Source organism: Actinosynnema sp. NPDC050801 (genome assembly GCF_040673975.1).
Lineage (GTDB): Bacteria > Actinomycetota > Actinomycetes > Mycobacteriales > Pseudonocardiaceae > Actinosynnema.
Genome location: NZ_JBFAQZ010000005.1, coordinates 277,321 through 297,626, shown reverse-complemented (window position 1 = coordinate 297,626; position 20,306 = coordinate 277,321). Strand labels below are relative to the sequence as shown.

At 69.5% G+C, this 20,306-nt stretch carries 15 protein-coding genes; 8 read left to right on the top strand and 7 right to left on the bottom strand.

Going from position 1 to position 20,306, the window contains the following annotated elements:
* The first annotated feature begins 504 nt into the window (after positions 1 to 504).
* The 3 genes from AB0K14_RS14065 to AB0K14_RS14055 all read left to right on the top strand — a co-directional run bounded on the left by AB0K14_RS14065 (position 505) and on the right by AB0K14_RS14055 (position 4,975).
* The gene (locus tag AB0K14_RS14065; protein ID WP_360450545.1) at positions 505 to 4,011 is read left to right on the top strand and encodes a hypothetical protein; all 3,507 of its coding nucleotides are present in this window, start codon (positions 505 to 507) and stop codon (positions 4,009 to 4,011) included.
* A gap of 300 nt (positions 4,012 to 4,311) precedes the next feature.
* Entirely contained in the window at positions 4,312 to 4,572 is a 261-nt protein-coding gene (locus tag AB0K14_RS14060; protein WP_360450542.1) for a hypothetical protein, read from the top strand.
* A gap of 217 nt (positions 4,573 to 4,789) precedes the next feature.
* Positions 4,790 to 4,975, top strand: coding sequence for a hypothetical protein (locus tag AB0K14_RS14055; RefSeq protein WP_360450540.1), 186 nt, complete (start codon positions 4,790 to 4,792; stop codon positions 4,973 to 4,975).
* An 81-nt stretch (positions 4,976 to 5,056) separates the two neighbouring features.
* Here AB0K14_RS14055 and AB0K14_RS14050 read toward each other — a convergent pair whose 3' ends face one another.
* Both AB0K14_RS14050 and AB0K14_RS14045 read right to left on the bottom strand, forming a co-directional pair.
* A complete protein-coding gene (locus tag AB0K14_RS14050; protein ID WP_360450537.1) occupies positions 5,057 to 6,319 on the bottom strand; it encodes a hypothetical protein in 1,263 nt (420 codons plus the stop codon).
* Positions 6,320 to 6,325: 6 nt separating this feature from the next.
* On the bottom strand, positions 6,326 to 6,655 hold the full coding sequence (locus tag AB0K14_RS14045; RefSeq protein WP_360450534.1) for a hypothetical protein: 330 nt from the start codon (positions 6,653 to 6,655) through the stop codon (positions 6,326 to 6,328).
* Between the two features lie 1,147 nt (positions 6,656 to 7,802).
* On the opposite strand from AB0K14_RS14045, the gene AB0K14_RS14040 reads away from it, so the two are divergent.
* The 5 genes from AB0K14_RS14040 to AB0K14_RS14020 all read left to right on the top strand — a co-directional run bounded on the left by AB0K14_RS14040 (position 7,803) and on the right by AB0K14_RS14020 (position 16,366).
* Positions 7,803 to 11,717 (top strand): helix-turn-helix domain-containing protein, encoded by a 3,915-nt coding sequence (locus AB0K14_RS14040; protein WP_360450532.1) that lies wholly within the window; start codon positions 7,803 to 7,805, stop codon positions 11,715 to 11,717.
* Between the two features lie 426 nt (positions 11,718 to 12,143).
* Positions 12,144 to 12,758, top strand: a complete 615-nt coding sequence (locus AB0K14_RS14035) for a hypothetical protein (protein WP_360450530.1) — start codon at positions 12,144 to 12,146, stop codon at positions 12,756 to 12,758.
* Between the two features lie 859 nt (positions 12,759 to 13,617).
* A complete protein-coding gene (locus tag AB0K14_RS14030; RefSeq protein WP_360450528.1) occupies positions 13,618 to 14,187 on the top strand; it encodes a hypothetical protein in 570 nt (189 codons plus the stop codon).
* 577 nt (positions 14,188 to 14,764) lie between these two features.
* A complete protein-coding gene (locus tag AB0K14_RS14025; RefSeq protein WP_360450526.1) occupies positions 14,765 to 15,535 on the top strand; it encodes a carbon-nitrogen hydrolase family protein in 771 nt (256 codons plus the stop codon).
* Between the two features lie 3 nt (positions 15,536 to 15,538).
* Entirely contained in the window at positions 15,539 to 16,366 is an 828-nt protein-coding gene (locus AB0K14_RS14020) for an SDR family oxidoreductase (protein ID WP_360450523.1), read from the top strand.
* 39 nt (positions 16,367 to 16,405) lie between these two features.
* On the opposite strand, the gene AB0K14_RS14015 is transcribed toward AB0K14_RS14020, so the two are convergent.
* From AB0K14_RS14015 to AB0K14_RS13995, 5 genes are all read right to left on the bottom strand, one after another.
* A complete protein-coding gene (locus AB0K14_RS14015) occupies positions 16,406 to 17,215 on the bottom strand; it encodes an ABC transporter ATP-binding protein (RefSeq protein ID WP_360450521.1) in 810 nt (269 codons plus the stop codon).
* Positions 17,212 to 18,240, bottom strand: coding sequence for an iron chelate uptake ABC transporter family permease subunit (locus tag AB0K14_RS14010; protein WP_360450518.1), 1,029 nt, complete (start codon positions 18,238 to 18,240; stop codon positions 17,212 to 17,214). Before AB0K14_RS14010 ends, AB0K14_RS14015 begins: the two co-directional genes overlap by 4 nt.
* On the bottom strand, positions 18,237 to 19,238 hold the full coding sequence (locus AB0K14_RS14005; RefSeq protein ID WP_360450514.1) for an iron chelate uptake ABC transporter family permease subunit: 1,002 nt from the start codon (positions 19,236 to 19,238) through the stop codon (positions 18,237 to 18,239). The genes AB0K14_RS14010 and AB0K14_RS14005 overlap by 4 nt, the downstream gene beginning before the upstream one ends.
* A gap of 206 nt (positions 19,239 to 19,444) precedes the next feature.
* On the bottom strand, positions 19,445 to 19,858 hold the full coding sequence (locus AB0K14_RS14000) for a DUF1304 domain-containing protein (protein WP_360450511.1): 414 nt from the start codon (positions 19,856 to 19,858) through the stop codon (positions 19,445 to 19,447).
* Positions 19,846 to 20,298, bottom strand: coding sequence for a cupin domain-containing protein (locus tag AB0K14_RS13995; RefSeq protein ID WP_360450509.1), 453 nt, complete (start codon positions 20,296 to 20,298; stop codon positions 19,846 to 19,848). The genes AB0K14_RS14000 and AB0K14_RS13995 overlap by 13 nt, the downstream gene beginning before the upstream one ends.
* Positions 20,299 to 20,306 lie beyond the last annotated feature (8 nt).

Here is a 20,306-nt window from a genome sequence, read left to right as displayed (position 1 = left end):
TGCCGCCCCCTGCGGTACCAAGGGCCAGGAGGCACTGCCCGCTGGCGCCGTGCCCCACGGCGAGGACCATGGATGGCAGCCGCACCACCGTGCTCCACCTGTGGGGCGCCCGACCTCTGCACTTGGACGCTGGGCTGCGGCGATCCTGCCTCCACCTTCACACCATCCCCGCCTGCGGCGACTGCAGGCCGGTCAAGGAGATGGCCGACTTCCGGAACCCCTCAGGTGCGCTCGTGCTGGCCCTGACGGTGTTGGCGAGGTTGACGATGGCCCGTTCGGAGCAGTGGGTCGGGCTGGTTCCGTCATGTGAAGCGCCGATAAGCCGGACGCCCTCACATACCCGCACAATTGCGGTTCCTCCACCGCAGAGGTGTGATCTCCTGAGCCGCCGGAGTCGGGTATCTGCGCTCGCCGGCGGACGGTGAAGTGCGGTTCGGCAGCCCGCCCCGGCGTCGTGCGACCACCGCCGCGCAGGTCCGGTCGTCGAGGAGAAGTGCGCCGATAGTGAACGACGAACCGTCCAGCGTCCAGGGACCGATGCACCACAACGAGCTTTCGGGCACGGCCAACGCGCCCGTGGTGCAGGCTCGTGACGTCCACGGCGACGTCGTGGTCACGCATACGTCCACGTCGACCGCAGCCGATCCGCTGCACCAGGCGCTGCTCGACGCGACCGTGTTGCTGAGCACTGTGCACGGCGACGTGCGAGGGGTTCGCGTCGCGCCCGGGCGGGTGCTCACCGTCGCCGCCGCCCTCGGCCTCGGCCTCGGTGACGGGTTCGCGTTGGTGACAGTCCTGGAGTCCGATGGCGTGTACGCGGCTGTCCGCTCCGGTGCACCACCTGCCGCGCTGCGGGTCGAGGCGGGGACCGAGCTGGGATCGCCGGTGCTCGACCGTCGCACCGGCGGGGTGTGCGGGCTGGTCGGACCGTCCGGCGACCTGCTGGTGGTGCCCGAGTTGCCGGACTTGCCACGCCGCAACGACGCCTGGCTGGACCTGCTCGACCCGGCCCAGCTCACCGCAGGCGGTTGGCGGCACGTGGGGCCGGTGTTGCGCGAGTACCTGGAGGCCGTGTGTGCCGCTGACGAGGAGCACCAGTACGACTGGGCAAGGCTGGTCGCGCCGCCTCTGTCGAAGGTATACCTGCGTCGGCACGTCACTCCGCGCCACGGTGACGAGTGGGACGAGCACACCGCTCCCGAGCGCATCGTCGCGGAAGAGCTGGTGGCCAGGTTCGAGGGTGCGCAGGTGGTCGCCGAGCCCGGTGCCGGCAAGTCCAGTCTGGTCCGGCGCATCGCCGCGGTGGCGGCGCGGCGATGGCTGGAGGAGGGAGTCGGGGACTTCGTCCCGATACCCGTGACCGCGGACTCGTTGGTGCGCAACAGCTCCCTGCCTGAAGCGCTGGCGGACGGCATCCTGCGTGGCCCGAGCTTCACCCTGAACCGCCACCGCCTGGTCGAGTTGTTCAGCGGCGACCCCGTGCCGGGGGTGCAGTGGCTCGTGCTGGTGGATGGCTTGGACGAGGTGCTCGACCCCGGTGCCCGAGCCGCCGTCGCGCGTCGGGTTGAGGCCCACCGGCGCAGGTCCACCCACCGGTTCCTGGTGACCAGCCGCCCGCTGCACGAGCGCGAGATGCGTATCCTCCTCGACCCCAGGACCACTCCCACCTACGTGCTGCAGCGGTTCTCCGAGCCGGAACTGCTGGAGTTCGTACGCAGGTGGCTGAGCGAGGAGGGGCACCCCGAACCGGTGCACGGTGCGGTCCGCTTCCTGGCCCAGGTGCGACGCACGAAGCTGCGCGATCTGGCGCACGTGCCGCTGATCGCGACCATGCTGTGCGTCCTGCTGACCGAGGACACCGCGCATGGCCTCCCGCACAACCAGACCCAGCTGTACCGGCGGTTCGTGACGTGGCAGCTGACGAAGGTCCATGAGATCGACGCCCGGGCCCGACTGCTCGACCGGCTCGCCCCCCGCGGGCCCGCCGCCCAGCGCGCCGCCGACTACCTGGTGGAGAACCTGGAGGTGCTGCTCCAGGACATCGCGCACCGCCGCCTGTTCGGGCAGGGCGCGTCAGGGGTGCTCGACCTGGCGGTACGGTGGAACCCCGGGGTCGCGGTGTGGCCAGAGGTCGTGCCGGACGTGCTGCGGCTCAGCGGTCTGGTCCTCCAGCGCGGCCATGCGTTCGCGTTCCGGCATCAGACGATTGAAGAGTTCCTGGCCGCCGCCGCGCTTGCTCGCGCGCACCCCACCCCCGACACCAGGAAAGCCCGTCGCCTGCTGCGTCCGCGCAGGGCGTGGCCGTGGCCGGACCTGGCGGTGATCGTGTTCCTCGCGGCGCAGTGGGCCGAGGACGGCGGTGCCCTGCACCGATCACTGCGACGGCTCATGCGGCCATGGAACCGCAGGCGCAACCTCGGGTTCGTGGCCGCCCTAGTGGACCACGGCGTGGCACTGCCCGCCGCAGTCGTGGACCGGGCGACAGGACACTTGCGACGGCTCGTGAAGGGACGCCTGGCCAATAACGATTGGATACGCTGCGCGCAGTGGCTGCACCAGATCGATCCCGACCGGGCGGTCACCGTGCTCCAGGACGTCGTGCGAGACCCGACCAGGACCGAAGACCGCCGTTTCCAGGCCCTGCGGTTCCTCAACGACGTCTCCCCGCAGGACGGGGTACCCGTCGCCGATGTGTTCATCGCCGATCCGGAGGTGAGGCGCACGGCGCGCGTCGCGGTCAGCAAGATGCTCTTCGACAACGATCCCGCGGTCGCCGCCGGGATGTTCGGGCGGTTGGCGACGACGTCCGCGTATGAGCACCTACGCCTGCAGGGTGCCGTGGTCGTCGCGGAGCACGACCCGGACCTCGGGGTCGACTTGCTCGCCCTCCTGGTCGGGAACACCGCGGTGTCGGAGACCGTCCGGTTGGCCGCGGCACGCGCCGCGCTGTCCTGCGACCGCCACCGGGGCGTCGACCTCATGTGCGTGCTGGTCGAGACGGGGGCGAGGGTGACCACCCGAGAAGAGGCGATGAGTGTCGTCCTCGGCGAGGACCGGCAACGCCTGGAGACCCTGCTGGACCGTCTTCGCGTCGAGGCCGTCCCCGTAGTGAGGTTGCAGGCGGCGCAGTTCCTCGTCGCGCACCTGAACAGGGACCCCGCGGTGCTGGGCAAGGTCGCCTCGGACGATACCGTCCCCCCTGGTCTGCGCTTGGAAGCGCTGCTCACCGACCGCCGCGCGATGCGCGCGGACGTCCTGGAGCGGATCGTCACGGCTTTCGACCGCGAGGACACCGACAAGTTGGTGGCCCTGGAGCACCTGGCCCGGCTCGACCGCGCCGCTGCGGTGCCGCACTACCAGTCGCTCGTGGCCGATCGCACCCGTTCGCCCGTCGCCCGGCTGGACGTCGCGATGCTGGCGAGCAAGCACATCAGCCACGAGCAACTGGTAGACCTCTACGAGGTCATCGCGGTCGACGCCGCAGTACCCGCTCAATACCGCCTCACTGCCGCACACCGGGCCATGGCGGTGGCCCCTCTGGCGGGCAGGAACTTGATGGCCCGCCTGGCGCGGGACCGGGCGTTCGACATCGAGGGCCGTATGGTCGCCGCGGCGAAGGCGGGTACCGCCGTCGAGCGCGAGGTGTACCCCGAGATCGCCCGTGATACCCGGAATCCCGACGATGTGCGCGTGCTCGCCGCGAAGAAGGCGAGCAGGCTGGGATGGCTCGGCAACCACGCCCTGCTGCGCGAGTTGGTAGACAGCTCCGACCTGGGCTTCCCGGCTCGGCTCGAACTCATCAAGGAGCTGAACTACGCCGAGCAGACTGCCCTACTCGCGAAGATCGCAGACAAAGGCGACACCGCAGACACCAAGCTGACCGCAGCCCGCGAACTCGCCCGCCTCGATCAGGCGCTCGGACGGGACAAGCTGCGTGAGATGGCAGCGGACAACGACCTCCCACAGGCCGTCCAGAACCAGGCACGTGCCGCCGCTGAAGGGTTGGAGTAGCACGATCACCTCGGTGCAATCAGAACGGCCAGCCCAGACGAACCGAGGTCGCTCAACTGCGCACCTGGCACGACCAGGGGCAGGTTACCGTCATGTCCGACCTCGAACCCCAACCACAACGTGGCGAGATAGCCACCGAAGTGGTTAGTAACGTCGTAACCGAGTTCATAAAGGCGTTAGCCATGCTGAACCACATCGACCCGATGACGGCATGAGGATATCGCGCGGGTCGATGCAACCCAAAGGATCTTCACCAGCCTGGCGGCCCTCGACGCCGTCGACTTGAAGGTCCTTCTGCACATGGCGACCGACGTCGAACGAAAATGGGTCAAGGACAACCCCAAGAGCGGTGCCAGCTTGATCAGCGAACTACCCGAAGTCGGGGTAGTGCTCGATGCCGCCCTACCCCGTCTCGAATCACAGGGACTGATCACCAGTAACGCCGGCCTCACGCCTTTCCTCAGCAGTCCGCACACCTGGAAAGTGACCGAATACGGCCAGATGTGCCTGAAAGAGCTGGCGGAAGTCCCCAACACCGACGACCACCAAGAGTTGGCGTGACATGACGATGGCACTGACGTGCCTAACGACCAGGCGTATGCTCGAACTCCGCAAGACTCCTGAGCTCCGATCAAGACTCCGAGACGAGATCGCCATCCGAAAGCAGCGCCTCGGCGCTTCGTCTCAATGTGACGCCCCCTCGGCGACCGCCGGGACGACGGAGACCCGTGCTCTCGATCGCCGTCCAGTTGTGCACATCAGTCGGTCATCCCCGATCTTGCGGGCGCGTCGAACCGGCAACAACGTCGAGCTGGTCTTCCTGCCGACCTACTCCAGCTGGCTGAACTGGATCGAGGCCGAGTTCACCGCCCTGCGCTACTTCACCCTCATCGGCACCGACCACCGCACCCACACCGGGCAGAACGCCGCCATCGCGGCCTACATCCGCCAGTGCAACGCCTGAACCCGCCCAAGACCGGCTTCGCCACCGACTCACCCATCCGCACCTGGACTGATTACCCAGCCAAGGTTGCGTGACGCAGCACTAGCCCAAGTCGACCTTCGCCTCTTTCATGTGCAGCTCGACGTCATCGGCATATTTTTTTGCTTTGTCGGTTGTCCAATCATCGCCGCAGTTGTACCGGGCTGCCAGGTCTCTGCAGTCCTCGACGGTCAACTGGTCGGTCGGCACGTCGGCGAGGTCCGACTCGGCCTTGATCTTCTCCAGGAACTCGGCGGCGATGAGCACGTTCATCACCGGGTCCGTGAGCGCACCGACGACCACATCCCGCTGGTCGGGCGTGAGATTGGCGGGATCGTAGCCGAGCACCGCGGCGGCGTTGCGAACTTGGATCTGGTTCTCACCGACCGTCGCCCCATCCTCGCCGAGTAAAGCCCTGGGGATGTCGTGCCAGTCCTCCCCCTCTCTGTACATGATCGCAGCGAGAAGTTCCGGCGGAATACCGCTCTCCACGGCGGCGGCATCGAAGAGCTGCTTGTTGTTCTTCACCCATTCGTGCTCGTCGGCACCTGGGTGCAGCAATTCGACGTCCAAAGCGTTCCGCAGCCTCCACAGTTCGGCGTACCGGTCCGAGATCGGCCCGTCGGTGTACTGCCGTGGGCGCTCGTCAGGCACCTGTGTATACGGATGGTCGGCCGCGTTCCTCACCGCGGTGGCGAACGCGGGAATAGACTTGATCGACCACAGTGCGTGTGCGAAGTTTCCTCCCCGAAAGTCCGGTACGGCGGCACGGGCGCCCCGGAGAGCGTCGGCGCAGAACCGACTCGCTTCCTTCTCCGTCGTCAGCGCATCGTGGAAGGCCGTGTCGGCTTGGTGGTACAAGCGGTTCCCGTACTGGACGTCGCCATGAGGGATGCCCGCCATCTTGCACAGCACGACGTTCAAGCTTCTGACGTACTCCCACACCCGCATCGGATCGATGCCCCAGTTGACCATGAAAGCCAGCTTGCTGGAGGCGATCAGGGCCTTCAGCCGGTTCCTGGCCTCGACGCCCTCGCCCATCACCCGCTTGGCGTCCTGGACGTCGGCGGCGTAGTCCAGCAGCGCGGCACCGGCGCGGGCGAAACCTCGGCCGAGACCGTCGACCAGCTGTTCCGCCTCGCTCATCCGGGAGTCGTACTTTCCTCCGCTCTCGCTTTCCCACACGACGTTCTTCCTGGCGCGCGTCACGTCCAGCACAACGGACCCGAGCAATCCGTTCAAACGCTGGAACTCGCCGGAGTTGCGTTCGACCGAGTCGGGGTCCAGATCCTCGATGTAATCTACGTCGTCGTAATAGGTGGTCATGATCGCTCACCGGTCCTTGGGTGCCACGTAGGAGCCGTCGGTCAAAATTCTGTCCAATTTGCCCTGAACCGATCCGTCGACGCCCAGGTAGTCCTGCCCGGTCTCCTTCAATTTGGTCGCCAGCGCCATCACCAGTACCACGAGGTCGCGGTACTGTTCGTCGGCGAACCTCGTGAACTCGTCCGACGCCTCGCTGACCTCGGCGGTCACGTAGGGTCGTCGGGCCAGGGTGCCCACCTCGCGGCGGAGACAGCCGCGGTACAGCAGTCCCGCGACCTCGGCCAGCAGATTGGAGTTGACGCGAAGCGATTCCAGGTCGACGACAAATCCAGACACGAATTCCCCCTCAAGTGGATTCTAATGCCCCGGTGACCATGTCTATCGGACGGGCTGTCGGTCGTGCCGGTTCCCTTCCCGTCATCACCTCACCGCACCTGGAGGGGCGCGAGAAGAGGTATCGGCGAAGTCCGCTCAAGTCAATACAGGGTTGGACCGTGTGCCCGCTCGAAAGGTCGTCGCTGCCGGCCAGGCGGCTTGTCTGTACTCGTTGACGAGGCGTCGCAAGGTTCTGCCGGATCGTCGAGTGGGCGATGTGGTGGCCGAGTCGGGTCGGTTCGCCTTGGATCCGGCGGTGACCCGACTGCGAGCTCTCTCTGACGAGCCGCAGTACGAGCCTCTTGATCGCCGGCAGGGTCGGTGGGAGTGCGACGCATCGCCGCGTTGTAGTTCCACTTGCGCGGGCCGCAAGTTTGCGGTGCCAGGCGACCAGGGTGCCCGGCGTGACCGGGAAGACCTCCCGCCATCGGCGACGATCCACCAGCCCGAACAGGGCGGCGAACCGTAACCGGTCCGCGGGCTCCTAACGGAATTGCACGCCAGTTGCCGACGAAGGACCACATTCTTGTGCTGCAACACGAGTAACTCGGCATCCTTGGCCGCCTCACTGCGAGGAGTGTGAGGGCTCCGTACTGGTTGTCAGCGAAGCGCGCGAACCGGTCGACCTCGACCCCAAGTCCTGGTGGGCGTACGGCTCGCGCGCCTGGTGCCGTAGTCGTGGTCCATGCGCCCCGCCCGCAGTTCTCCGCTGATCTTCAGGAGCAGGTTCGCCGTTCGTAGAGGGAGTCCGATTCCACCTCGAACCCGCCGGAATCCGCCATGATTGCCTTCCCGCGATGTCGGATCGGGACATTCATCCGGGCGACCCCGCGGTGGGTGTGCCGCGCCGGGACCCGCCATGTCGGTCAATCCATTGCACCACCACCAGTGGAACGTTCCCATCGGGTACGCCGGTTCCGTACAAGCCCGTACTGGGCAGTGCAGCGCCGAACGAGTGATCTCGCGTGCTGCACCGTGGTGCCGGACCGGCATCCTGGTAGTTTCGGGTGAAGCAAGATTCGATTACACCTCGGTTGGCATTCCATCCGGCTCGACCGCCATTCCTCCCATCGCGATGTGCGGTGCATAGCCGGGACAATCCGCCGAAATGCGGAACCACTTCGCGCTGCGGGAGGACCGGATGGGGCAGAACGGTGGCGCGGCACTCGCGACCGTTCACACGAAGAAGGACTTCGGGCGCGTGTTGACCGCATTGCGCGAGGCGTCCGGCCTGACGGTGCGGGATCTCGCGCGGCGGGCGGAGGTGCCGTCGGGGACGGTCGGCGGGTGGTGCACCGGGCGACACCTGCCCACGCTGTCGCAGAGGGCGATGTTCCAGCGCCTGCTGGCCGAGTGCGACGTGAAGTCCGACGCCGACGTGCGGCAGTGGGTCGAGTGCTGGCTTCGGCTGCGTCGACCGTTGGGGCAGCACGTCGAGGGAGCCACCCCGTACCGCGGTCTGGAGCCGTTCCAGGCGGAGCACGCCGAGTGGTTCTTCGGGCGGTCCCGCCTGACCGGGTTGCTGGTCGAGCGGGTCCAGGGCAGCCCGGGGCAACCGGTGGTCGTGGTCGGACCGTCGGGATCGGGGAAGTCCTCGGTGCTGCGTGCCGGACTGGTGGCCACGTTGAGCGGGAACGCCGACACGTCACCGTGGCGGAACGTGCTGCTGGCACCGGGCCGGGCCCCCTTGAGCACGCTGTCGGCGGAACTCGCGCCGATGTGCGACCTGGCTGCCGACGCGATCGAGGCGGATCTGCGGACCCGGCCCGCGCACATCGCACCGCAGATCCGGCAGCGCGCGGCCGGTGACGTGCTCATCGTCGTCGACCAGTTCGAGGAGATCTTCACCGACTGCGACGATGCCGGTGAGCGCGGTGCTTTCCTGGCGGCACTGAGTACGGTGGCCGCCGACCCCGGCGTGCGGGTGGTGATCGGGCTGCGCGCCGACTTCTACTCGGACGCGCTCGGGTGGCCGCTCTTGGCGGAGGCCCTGCAGGACAACCAGATCACCGTCGGACCGATGACCGACGAGGAATTGCGGCAGGCCATCACCGAACCGGCACGGGTGGCCGGCATGGAACTCGAGAACGGTTTGGCCCACGTGCTGCTGCGGGACCTCACACCGGCTGACGCCGCACCCGGCACCGGACACACCGGTGTGCTGCCGCTGCTGTCCCACGCCCTGCTGGCGACGTGGGAGCAGGGCGGGCGTCGGAACATGACCATCGCCGACTACGCGGAGACCGGGGGCATCCACGGCGCGATCGCCCACACGGCCGAGGCCGCCTACACCGGCCTGACCGAGCGTGATCGCGCCTTGGTGCGGCAGCTGTTCCTGCGCCTGGTGCACGTCGGTGACGAGGCGACCCCCGACACCCGTCGCCGCGTCCTGCTGGAGGAACTGACCGGTCGTCAGGACGACGTGGATCACGGGCGGGTCCGTGCTGTTCTGGGTCGCTTCGTCGATCAGAGGTTGCTCACGGCCGACGTCGACCACGTCGAGATCAGCCATGAGGCGCTGTTGTCGGCGTGGCCGCGGTTGCGCGACTGGATCGACGGCGACCGTGCCGGCCACCGCCTGCACCGCCAGTTGACCGAGGCCGCCCGCAACTGGCGCGACGCGGGGTTCGACCCCGGGGCGCTGTACCGCGGTGTCCGGCTCGACGCGGCGGTCGACTGGGTGGGCAAGCAGGGCCACCGTGACGACCTCAACCGCCTGGAGCGGCAGTTCTTCGACGACAGCGTCGAGGCGAGCCGGGCGGAACGCCTCCACGAGCGCCGCCGGACGCGCAGGTTGCGCTGGCTGACGGCCGCTTTGGCCGCGTTGCTGGTGTTGTCCGGCGCCGCGACCACTTACTCGGTCCAGCAGCGCGGTGTTGCCGAACGCGAGCGCAACTCGGCGCTCTCCCGTCAGATCGCGGGCACGGCCGACCGCTTGCGCGGCACCGACCCGGCCTTGGCCGCGCAGTTGGCGGTGGCGGCCTACCGGGTGTCACCGACCGTCGAAGCGCGATCGAGCGTGCTCGCCACGTCCACCGGCCCGATTGCCGCGCGCATGCCCCGACTGGGCGGCAACCTCCAGGCGGTCGCGGTCGACCCGGCCGGTGAGCTGCTTCTGGCCGCGGGCGCGGCGGAGGACGACACGAATTTGGTCTTGTGGGACGTTCGCGGCTCCGGCAACCCGGTCCGCGTCGGTGAGCCCGTGCCGAGCGGGCACGGCAGGCCGATCTGGGCCGTCGCCTTCTCCCCGGATGGCAGGACCGCGGCGACCGGATCGGCCGACAAGACCGTGCGGTTGTGGGACGTGAGCGATCCGGCGCACCCGCGCGCGCTGGGCGAGCCGATCACCGGACCGGAGGGCGAAGTCCTCGCGGTCGAGTTCAGCCCGGACGGCTCGCTGCTGGCGGTCGGGGAGGCCAAGAAGACCTTCCGCTTGTGGGACGTGCGGGACCGGGAGCACCCGTCTCCTGCCAGTCCCGTGCTCACCGGACCGACTGGGGCCGTGCAGTCGTTCGCGTTCAGCCCCGACGGCGCCCTGCTGGTTCTGGCGGACGCGGGTCGGGCAGTGCACGTCTGGGACATCACACCCGGACGGCAGCGACAGCTCGGTGCGCCACTGGCGTTCACCAGCCGGGTCAACGCCGTCGCGTTCAGCTCCGACGGCACGACCTTCGCGGCCGGCAGCAACGACGGCACGATCCGAACGTGGAGCCTTGCCGACCCGGCTCTACCGGCGCTGGCCGCGGAGCTGCGCGGAGCGATCGACTGGATCAACGCGATCACGTTCAGCTCGGACGGGCGGCTGCTCGCCGCCGCGAACGCGGGTGGCACCGTCCAGGTGTGGGACCTCGACCGGCGGGAAGTGCGGTTGGAGCTCCCCCACGCCGAACCCGTCACCGCTGTGGCGTTCCGGCAGGCCGACCGCTTCCTCTACACCAACAGCGCCGACGGCGTGGCACGCCGGTGGACGGTCCCCGGCCCGGTCCTGCCGACCTCACAGCGCTCCATCACCAGCCTGGCCTTCCACCCCGACCTGCCGCTGCTGGTCGACGCGGGCAAGGATCTGCGGTTGTGGGACGTGGCGGAACGGGAGCACCCGGCCGAGATCGGCGATCCGCTGGCCGCACCACCGGGCGCCGAACGCATGACCGGAACAGCCGCCCTTGCCCCCGGCGGCCGGACGCTCGCGTCATCCACGCGAGCCGACAACGCGATCCTGTTGTGGGACATAGGCACACCGCACCGACCCCGTTCACACCCCGTGCGCCTCACCGGCCACTCCGCGTTGATCGAAGACCTGACCTTCAGCCCGAAGGGCGACCTGCTGGCCAGCACTGGTGACGACAGCACGGTTCGCTTGTGGGACGTTGCCGACCTGGATAACCCGAAGGCGTTGGCGAGCTTCAAGACCGCATCCGGGTACGGCTTCGCGGTGCGGTTCAGCCCCGACGGGCAAACGCTCGCGGGCGTCGGGCAGAACGGTTTCTTGCAGCTGTGGGACACCCGCGACCGTCTGCACCCCGTCCCGCTGGGCGAGCAGGCCCCAGTGGCCCGTGATGACGTCCGCTCGCTCGCCTTCAGCCCCGACGGCCGCACCCTCGCCCTCGGAGTGGCCGACGGCACCGTGCGCCTGCTGGACCTGGCCACCCCCTCCGCCCCGCGAGAAGCACATCCGCCCATCACCGGACCGGACGGCTTCATCCACGACCTGGACTTCAGCCCTGACGGGTCGCTGCTGGCAGGCGGCAGCGGCACCGGCCAGACGTGGATCTGGGCCCTGTCCGACCAGCGGCGGCAACCAGAGACGTGGGCCGTTCTCCAACGGCCCGGCGACAAGACGTGGGCGGTGCGCTTCAGCCCGGACGGACAGACGCTCGCGACCGCCAACGGCGACGTGTACCTCTGGGACGTCGATCCTGAACGGGTGATCCCGCGCATCTGCACGACCACGGGGACAGCGATAACCCCATCCGAGTGGGTCAAGCACGCGCCCGGCGCGATCAACCCCGGCACCTGCGCCTGAGGGAACCGACTTCCGCGCGTCGGTATTCCACCGGGCACCGGTTCCGCCGTGCCCCCGTATTGGTTGACCGGTGGCTCGTATGGACTTGTACGGCCATGGCCGATCGGCTTCCGTGGGCCTCCCGGAAGCGGTCTAGTGGATTGTGCAAGAGCGGTTGACGCCCAGCCGCCCCGGCCGCGGAGCCGGTGGTTCGCTGGAATTCCCGTCGACCCGGGGGCGTTAGGGGGCGTCAAACCGGGTGGGGGCCGACGGGACGCAGTGGGTGGGGCGCGGGATAACGGCCGCGCTCCACCCACTGGTGATCATGACCTTCAAGGAACCGGCGGTCACCAAGGCACCTCTGGGTCACATCGCGATGTGACGCAGAGGTGGAGCCGAGCCGGATCTCGGACCAGTCGAGCGGAGCTGCGCAAAGGGAGGGCACCGATGGCGAGCATGGACTTCGCCGTGCACAGGACGATCATGGTGGTTGACGTGGAGGGGTTCGGCGCGGCCTGTCGGTCGAACCGGCACCAGGTCGCCGTGCGGGCGGCGATGTACCGGGCGTTGCGCCGGGCGTTCGAGCAAGCGGGAATCCCCTGGCAGCGTTGTGACCGTGAGGACCGCGGGGACGGGGTGTTCCTGCTCGTGCCGCCGGACGTACCCAAAGCGCACTTCGTCGAGGTACTGCCCGAACGGCTGGCTCCGACCCTGCGCGCGCACAACATCGCCCGTCCCGCGGCGGAGCGGATCCGGATGCGAATGGCGCTGCACGCCGGTGAGGTCCACTACGACGCACACGGCGCCACGTCCGCTTCGATCAACCTGGCGTTCCGTCTGCTCGACTCGACCGCGCTCAAGACGACCCTGCGGAGGTCGCCGGGAGCGCTCGCGCTCATCGTGTCGTCGTGGTTCTTCGAAGAGGTCGTCCGGCACAGCACGGCGGACGTGAGCGGCTTCCGACCGGTTCGAGTCGTACACAAAGAAACCAGCACCACCGGATGGGTGAGTCAGCCCGACGCCATGCCCGGCACCTCGACGTCGCCTCGGCCGGCGGCATGAGGTTCCTCCGGGCATCGCACCATCGAACGCGAAAAACATCCCAGGAGGTTCAATGTCAAGCCGCAGCCGAGTTGACGTGATGCGCCCTGTGGGGTACCAGAACTCTGCATGGGGTTGCTGAGCTGCGGCGATCGTACGCCTGGGCCATCAGAGCGCCTTCCCGTCCGGCTTCGGCGATCACGCGATTCACCGCCGACTCAGGCGGAAACGTCTGGGGTGTCAGGACTCTTTCCTCAGCGGACCGTCCCGACGCCCACTCGTCGGCTCATCGGGGTATACCGACGGTGACGATGCCAGCTGACTGGTGTGGGACGCGTCCCACCTGGACCGGTCGCCGTATCCGCTGCTGATTTGTGGTCGTGACTCGCATCCTTCTTCTTGAAGGTGGGTCGAGTCCACATATGCGTGCTTGAGACACGATGTCCGACAACCCGGCACCCACCCTTTTTCATACAGTCGTGGGCATGACGCGCACCTGGCGCCTCCGAACGCCTGGTTCTACTGCGAGGCGTCATATCGCTGACCCGGGAAACGTCAGCAGGTGTCAGCAAGTAGGCGTCACTCAGTGTCAGTGGTCCGGCGCGGCAGTTCGCCGCCTGGATGTAACCAGCCTCTGCTCAGTCATGCCATCCACGTCGACATCCCCGATCGCCGGGTCGGAGGTTGGGCGGCGTCCGACCATAGGCATGATCGGACGGATTTACGTCGGCCTTCGCGTATGCTCCTCCCCCGTTGACCTCGGGAGTTGAGTGTGTCCAGATGGCTCGTAGTGCCGGCAGCCGTTTGCCTGCTGGCGGCATGTTCGACAACCCAGGAGGTTCCCCCAGCAGCGTCACCCGCACCGTCCTCGACCTCGGTGATGGACAAGTGGAACGCGTCGGAGCGCAAGGCGAAGGCCGCGCTCGCAGCCAAGGACGCCCTCGAACCCAACGGCCCGTGGCAGGAAGACCGGCCGATGACCGAACAGCGAGGCGTCCCCGTGGTCCTGCGACTGTGCGGGCCGGTCCAGGTCGAACAGGGCTGGATGGTGACCGAGGGACGGATCTGGGTCGGAAAGCTCATGGACGCAAGCCAGTACGTGCACGCGCTGTCCGACGTCAAGCCGCGGGATCTGGTCGAGGAGATCCGGACGAGGGCACGAGATTGCCCGCAGTACGCGCACCGCGACGGCATGCCGGAACGGGCCGTGCACCCCGACGCGGACGTCCCCGCACCCTCCGGTCTCGACGACTTCTACGCCTACTGCGAGACGGCGAACGACCGACTACCCGGCATGCAGCACTGCACGGCGATCATGGCCCGCGACGACCTGCTCGTCACCACCCACAGTTGGGGGTACAAACCCGACATCAGGGCCGCACGCGCGGAGGTCCTGGACCGGTTGCGGCAGGTGGTTCCCATCGTGGCCGACGCGGTACTCGCAGCCTGACACACCGACGGGCGTGGCTGCCCACCGCTCCTCACCGGGTCCTGTCGCAATGTGTACGCAGGTCCGAAGGTCTGTCCGCCCACCACCGGCGACAGCCCACAGCGGGTGACGTCGGACTGCCAGGCGAGGTAGTCCACCACGTCACCGGTCCCGGCGCCGATCCAGACCCGGCAGTCGAAGTGCTGCGGTATGACTCGCGCATTGGCCGGATCCCGGTGGGTGCCGGTGTACCCACGACACCGCAGATACTCCATGCCCACATCCAGGTCGACGAACTCCACTTCGCCTGTGTCACTGCGAAGACTCCTCCGCGTCGCGCATCTCCAAGATCCGCTCGGCGATCGTGACGGCGTGCCCGCACCGCCCTTGCCGCAGATCGGTCTGACCCGCCCCTGCACATCAGTGAAGAAGTCCGGCATGGTCCACCCCTTGGGTACTACGCCGATCGACCCAACCGCCCGTCGTGCGCAGGATGGCGGCAGCGGCGGACATTCCGGCGTGGATCGGGTCGCGGGCGGACCGGGTCGCGGGCGGATTTGGCTCCGGGCGGTCGTTCTAGCGTGGAATGATCGGTCGGGTGGAATCCGACGAGTTGGTGGTCGCCGTCGCGCAGCACGCGCCCGTGCCCGGTGACGTCGCGGAGAACGCCCGCCGGGCGGCCAGGGCGGTCGCCGACGCGGCGGACGCCCGTCTGCTGCTGTTCCCGCTGCTGTCGTTGACCGGCTACGACCTGGACCGCTTCGCCGACCCGACGTGCTGGGTGACCTCGGACGACCCGCGCCTGGACGTCGTCCGCGAGGCGAGCCGGGCCCACGGGGTGACGGCGGTGGTCAGCGGGGCGTGGCTGGGGCCGGACGGGCGGCGGTTGCTCGCGTCGGTGGCGTTGTCGCCGGACGGCGCGGTCGAGGTGGTCGGCAAGCACTACCTGAGCCGGGCCGAGCGCGAGGTGTTCGAGCCGGGCGGGTCGTTCCCCGTGCTGGAGGTCGACGGGTGGCGGGTGGCGCCGGCGGTCTGCTACGACGCGGCGGCGCCCGAGCACGCGTTGGAGGTGGCACGGCGGGGCGTGGACGTCTACGCGGTGTCGGCGTTGTACACCGAGGGGCAGGAGCGGCGCCTCGACGTGCACCCGGCGGCCCGTGCGATGGACCACCGGATGTACGCGCTGGTGGCGAACCTGGCGGGAGCGGGTCCGGGTTGGCGGTCGTGCGGCGGGAGCGGGGTGTGGCACCCGGACGGTCGGCCGGTGGCGCGGGCGGGCACCGGGCCGCAGGTGGTGACGGCCCGGTTGGCGCGGGCGGACCTCGACCGGTTGCGCGCGGCCGACGCCGCGGCCGGGTACCGGGGGTAGGGCGTGGGAGTGCTGGACGGCAAGGCCGTGATCGTGACCGGCGCGGGTCGCGGGTTGGGTGAGGCGTACGCGCGGCACGCGGCGGCGTCGGGCGCGCGGGTGGTGGTGAACGACGTCTCGGGTGCGGCGGAGGTCGTGGCGTCGATCGTGGAGGCGGGCGGCGAGGCCGTGGCGCACACCGGGTCGGTGACCGATCCCGCGGTCGGGTCGGCGCTGGTGGAGTTGTGCGCGTCGTCGTTCGGGCGGGTCGACGGCCTGGTGAACAACGCGGGCGTCACGCACTTCGCCGAACCGTGGGACGACGAGCCGGACGTGCTGCGGTCGGTGGTCGAGGTCAACGTGCTGGGGACGATGTACTGCGGCACGGCGGCGGCGAAGGTCATGCGGGGCGGCTCGATCGTGAACGTCGTGTCGGGCGCGATGCTGGGCCGCGCCGGTGCCGCCGCGTACTCGGCGTCCAAGGGCGCGGTGGCGTCGTTGACCCTGTCGTGGGCGGGGTCGCTGGCGGCGCGGGGCGTGCGGGTCAACGGTGTCGCGCCCCTGGCGTGGACGCCGATGATGGACCTCGACCCGCGGGCCGGGCAGATCAGCTCACCCGATCAGACGCCGGACCTGATGGCGCCTCTGGTGACGTACCTGCTCAGCGACCGGTCCGGGCACGTGACGGGCCAGCTGATCCGCTTCCTGCCGGACAAGCTGCACGTGATCGCGCAGTACGCGGTGAAGCAGCCGGTCCTGACCCGGGAGTCCTGGGACGTCGACTCCATCGCCGCCGCGTTCGAGACCGACCTGACCGCCGAACCCCCGGGCCGCGCCCGGTGGCAGGTGTGACCTCGCGCGGGTGCTCCGGGTCGTCCGCTCAAGTGGTCGTCAGGCGTTGGACGGCTGGGTGACGCGCTGCCTGCGCAAGGGCACGACCAGCGGTGTCTCGGTCTCCGGGTCCGCGATCACCCGGCACGGCAGGCCGAAGACGTCCTCGACCAGCTCCGCGGTCACGATGTCGGACGGCCGGCCCTGGGCCACCACGCCCTCGCCCGGCTTCATGGCGATCAGGTGGGTGGCGTAGCGGCACGCCTGGTTCAGGTCGTGCAGCACGGCCACGAGGGTGTGGTTGCCGTCCTCGTGCAGGTCGGCGCACAGGTCCAGCACCTCGACCTGGTGCGCGATGTCGAGGAACGTGGTCGGCTCGTCCAGCAGCAGGATCGACGTCTGCTGCGCGAGCACCATGGCCAGCCACACGCGTTGCCGCTGCCCGCCGGACAGTTCGTCGACCAGCCGGTCGGCCAGGTCGTGCACGCCGGTCAGCCTCATCGCCTCCCCGGTCACCGCCTCGTCCTCGACCGACCACTGCCGCAGCAGCCGCTGGTGCGGGTACCGACCCCGGGCGACGAGCTCACCGACCGTGATCCCACCGGGCGCGATGGATGACTGCGGCAGCAGGCCGAGGCGGCGCGCGACCTCCTTGGAGCGGTAGGTCGAGATCGCCTCGCCGTCCAGGTACACGGCGCCGGTGCGCGGCTTGAGCATCCGCGCCAACGCCTTGAGCACGGTGGACTTGCCGCAGGCGTTGGGGCCCACGATGACGGTGAACGAGCCGTCCGGGATCTCGACGTCCAACCCGGACACGACCACGCGCTCGTCGTAGGACAGCGTCAGCCCCGAACCCCGCAGCCTCGTCATGTCGTGCTCCCCTTCCGCCACTCGTGCGCCAGCAGCCACACCAGGTAGAGCCCGCCGATCGCGCCGGTCGCGATGCCGACCGGCAACTGGGTCGTCGGGAACAGCCGTTGCACCGCGAAGTCGCCGACGACCAGCAGCAGGCCGCCCATGAGCGCCGACGCGGCCAGGCCGGGCCCGGACGCGCCGGTGAGCCGTCGGGCTACTTGCGGCGCGGCCAGGGCGACGAAACTGATCGGCCCGGCGGCGGCCGTGGCGACGGCGGCCAGGCCGACGCTCACCGCGAGCAGCGCGAGCCGGGTGCGCTCGGCGGGCACGCCCAGGCCGGTCGCGGCGCTGTCGCCCATCTCCAGCAACGCCAACCGGCGGCCGAGCACCAGGGCGCACGGCAGCAGCACGGCCAGCACCGCGGCGACCACCTGGGCCTGGTCCCAGCCCCGGTTGTTCAGGCCGCCGACCAGCCACGCCTGCGCGGCCAACGCGCTCTCCAGCGTGGCCCGGGTGAGCAGGTAGGAGTTGACCGCGAGCATCATGGCGCTCACGCCGATGCCGATGAGCACCAACCGGAAGCCCTGCACGCCCTGCTTGAGCGCCAACAGGTAGACGGCGGCGGACGTGAGCAGGCCCGCGACGGTCGCGCCCAGCGCGGTGGCCGCCATGCTGCCCTGCGCCAGCACCAGGACCGCGATCGCGCCGGTGGCCGCGCCCTGGGTGAAGCCGATGATGTCGGGGCTGGCCAGCGGGTTGCGGGACAGGCTCTGCAGGATCGCGCCGCTGAGCGCGAGCGCGGCGCCGACCAGCAGGCCGGTGATCAGGCGCGGCAGGCGCAGCGTGAAGATGACGAAGTCGGCGTAGCCGTCCCCCTGCCCGGCGAACGTGGTCAGCACCTCGCCGACGGTGAGCGGGAAGTCGCCGGTGACCATGGTGGCGACGGCGGCGACCGCGGTCAGCGCGACGATGGCCGTGCTCACGAGCAGGGCGCGTTCGCTGACCCGCAGCGAGACTGCGGGGGTGCGGATGGTCCTCACAGCGTGGCCAGCTTCCGCCGCCGGCACAGCGCGATGAACACGGGCGCGCCGATGAACGCGGTGATGATGCCGACCTCCATCTCCTGCGGTGCGATGACCACCCGGCCGACCACGTCCGAGCCGAGCAGCAGGATCGGCGAGAGCACCGCGGAGTACGCCAGCACCCAGCGCTGGTCGCTGCCGCCGATCATGCGGGCCACGTGCGGCACGGTCAGGCCGACGAACGCGATCGGCCCGGCGGCGGCGGTCGCGGCGCCCGCCATGAGCGTGACGGAGAGGACCCCGAACGCACGGGTGCGGTTGACGTTCGCGCCCAGCGCCTTGCCGGTGTGGTCGCCCAGCGCCAGCACGTTGAGGTTGCGGGCGAGCAGGAACGCGATGAGGATGCCGGGCAGCACGAACGGCGAGACCTGGCCGATGAGCTCGAAGTCGCGACCGGCCAGCGAGCCGACGTTCCAGAACCGGAACGCGTCGAACGTGTGCGTGAACAGCAGCAGGATCGCCGAGACGTAGGCGTAGAGCACGGCGGTCAGCGCCGCGCCGCTGAGCACGAGCCGGTCGGGGGTGGCCGCGCCCCGGCCCGCCGCGCCGAGGACGTAGACGACGGTCGCCGTGCCCGCCGCCCCGGCCAGCGCGAACCAGATGTAGCCGGTCGGGCTGGTGATGCCGAAGAACGCGATGGCCGACACGATCGCCGCCGCCGCGCCCATGTTGACGCCGAGCAGGCCGGGGTCGGCGAGCGGGTTGCGGGTCAACGCCTGCATCACCGCGCCGGCCAGGCCGAGCGCCGCGCCGACGAGCAGGCCGAGGACGGCTCGGGGCACCCGGACGGCGCGCACGATGGCGGCGTCACCGGACCCGTCGTCGGCGAACAGGAGGGCGAAGGTGTCGGTGAACGGGATGCTCTTGGTGCCGATCCAGAGGCTGAGCAGCACGATCAGGCCCAGCACACCGATCGACAGGAGCAAGCCGACCCCCCGCACCGCTTCGCGCGACACCCGCACCTCCCCGAAGTTTAGGTAAGGCTAACCGACACACCGGGTCGCCCGGTCGTCCGGTCGGCCCCGGTGAACGGCAGGTGCCCGGCGACTCGGCGGCCGCGGGCTCCCTGCCGCCGAGGTCGGCCAGGACGACATCCGCAACGCGGGCGACCGGCCGTGCGCCGACCCGGAGAACCCGGTGCCGTGGCGGTCCCGAGCGGTGGTCAGGCCAGGGCCAGCGCGATGATCGCCACGAGCGCCGGCGTGGTCTGGGCTATCGCGCCACCCATCCCGGTGCCCTTGGGGCGGCTCATCGCGAGCCGGTCGGACACGGCGAGCCCGATGCCGGCCAGCACCATGAAGCCGCACGTGTAGAACACCAGGGCGCGGCCGACCGCCTCGGCGCCGGTGTTCAGCGCGACCAGGCCGATGGCCGTGCCGGAGCCGAGGAACAGGTTGTAGAGGCCCACGTTGAACGACCACAGCCGGACCGGTCGCACGTCCTCGGTCGGCACCTTGAACACGCCCCAGTGCACGCCCGGGCGGCGGAACAGCAGCGTCTCCCACACGAACGCGGTGAGGTGGACCAGGACGGCCACGGCCGCGGCCACCTGCGCGACGGCGTTCACGACGACCACTCCCCCATCGTGATCCCGTGCCGCCCGACCACCTCGTGGAGCAGCGGCGCCACGTCGGCCGACGGCGTGCCGACGGGCACGGCCCGGTCGACGTCGCGGAAGAACCGACCCATCGCGTCGGTGAGGCTGATCGCCAGGAACCGCACCGACGGCGAGTGCACGGTGAACGTGTGCGGCGCGCCGGGCGGGATGGTGATCGACGCACCCGGCCCCACGTCGTAGACCTCGCCGTCGACCAGCACGGCCATCCGACCGTGCAGCACGTAGAACGCCTTGGCCCACGGCGTGCCGTGCGGCGGCACGGTGGGTCCGCGCGGCGCGTCCACCTCGAACAGCTCGTAGGCGCCGTCGGTGTGCGCGGCGTCGACCTTGACGGTGATCTTCGCGTCCGGCGAGGTCAGCTCGAAGCCCTCGCCCGCGGTGCTCAGGTGCGTCTTCATGGACCGAC

Bases quoted from the DNA above. Each gene is read 5' to 3' on its own strand.
- AB0K14_RS14060 (WP_360450542.1), top strand. From the start codon at position 4,312: ATGGCGACCGACGTCGAACGAAAATGGGTCAAGGACAACCCCAAGAGC.
- AB0K14_RS14050 (WP_360450537.1), bottom strand. From the start codon at position 6,319: ATGACCACCTATTACGACGACGTAGATTACATCGAGGATCTGGACCCC.
- AB0K14_RS14040 (WP_360450532.1), top strand. From the start codon at position 7,803: ATGCGGAACCACTTCGCGCTGCGGGAGGACCGGATGGGGCAGAACGGT.
- AB0K14_RS14035 (WP_360450530.1), top strand. From the start codon at position 12,144: ATGGCGAGCATGGACTTCGCCGTGCACAGGACGATCATGGTGGTTGAC.
- AB0K14_RS14030 (WP_360450528.1), top strand. From the start codon at position 13,618: ATGGACAAGTGGAACGCGTCGGAGCGCAAGGCGAAGGCCGCGCTCGCA.
- AB0K14_RS14015 (WP_360450521.1), bottom strand. From the start codon at position 17,215: ATGACGAGGCTGCGGGGTTCGGGGCTGACGCTGTCCTACGACGAGCGC.
- AB0K14_RS13995 (WP_360450509.1), bottom strand. From the start codon at position 20,298: ATGAAGACGCACCTGAGCACCGCGGGCGAGGGCTTCGAGCTGACCTCG.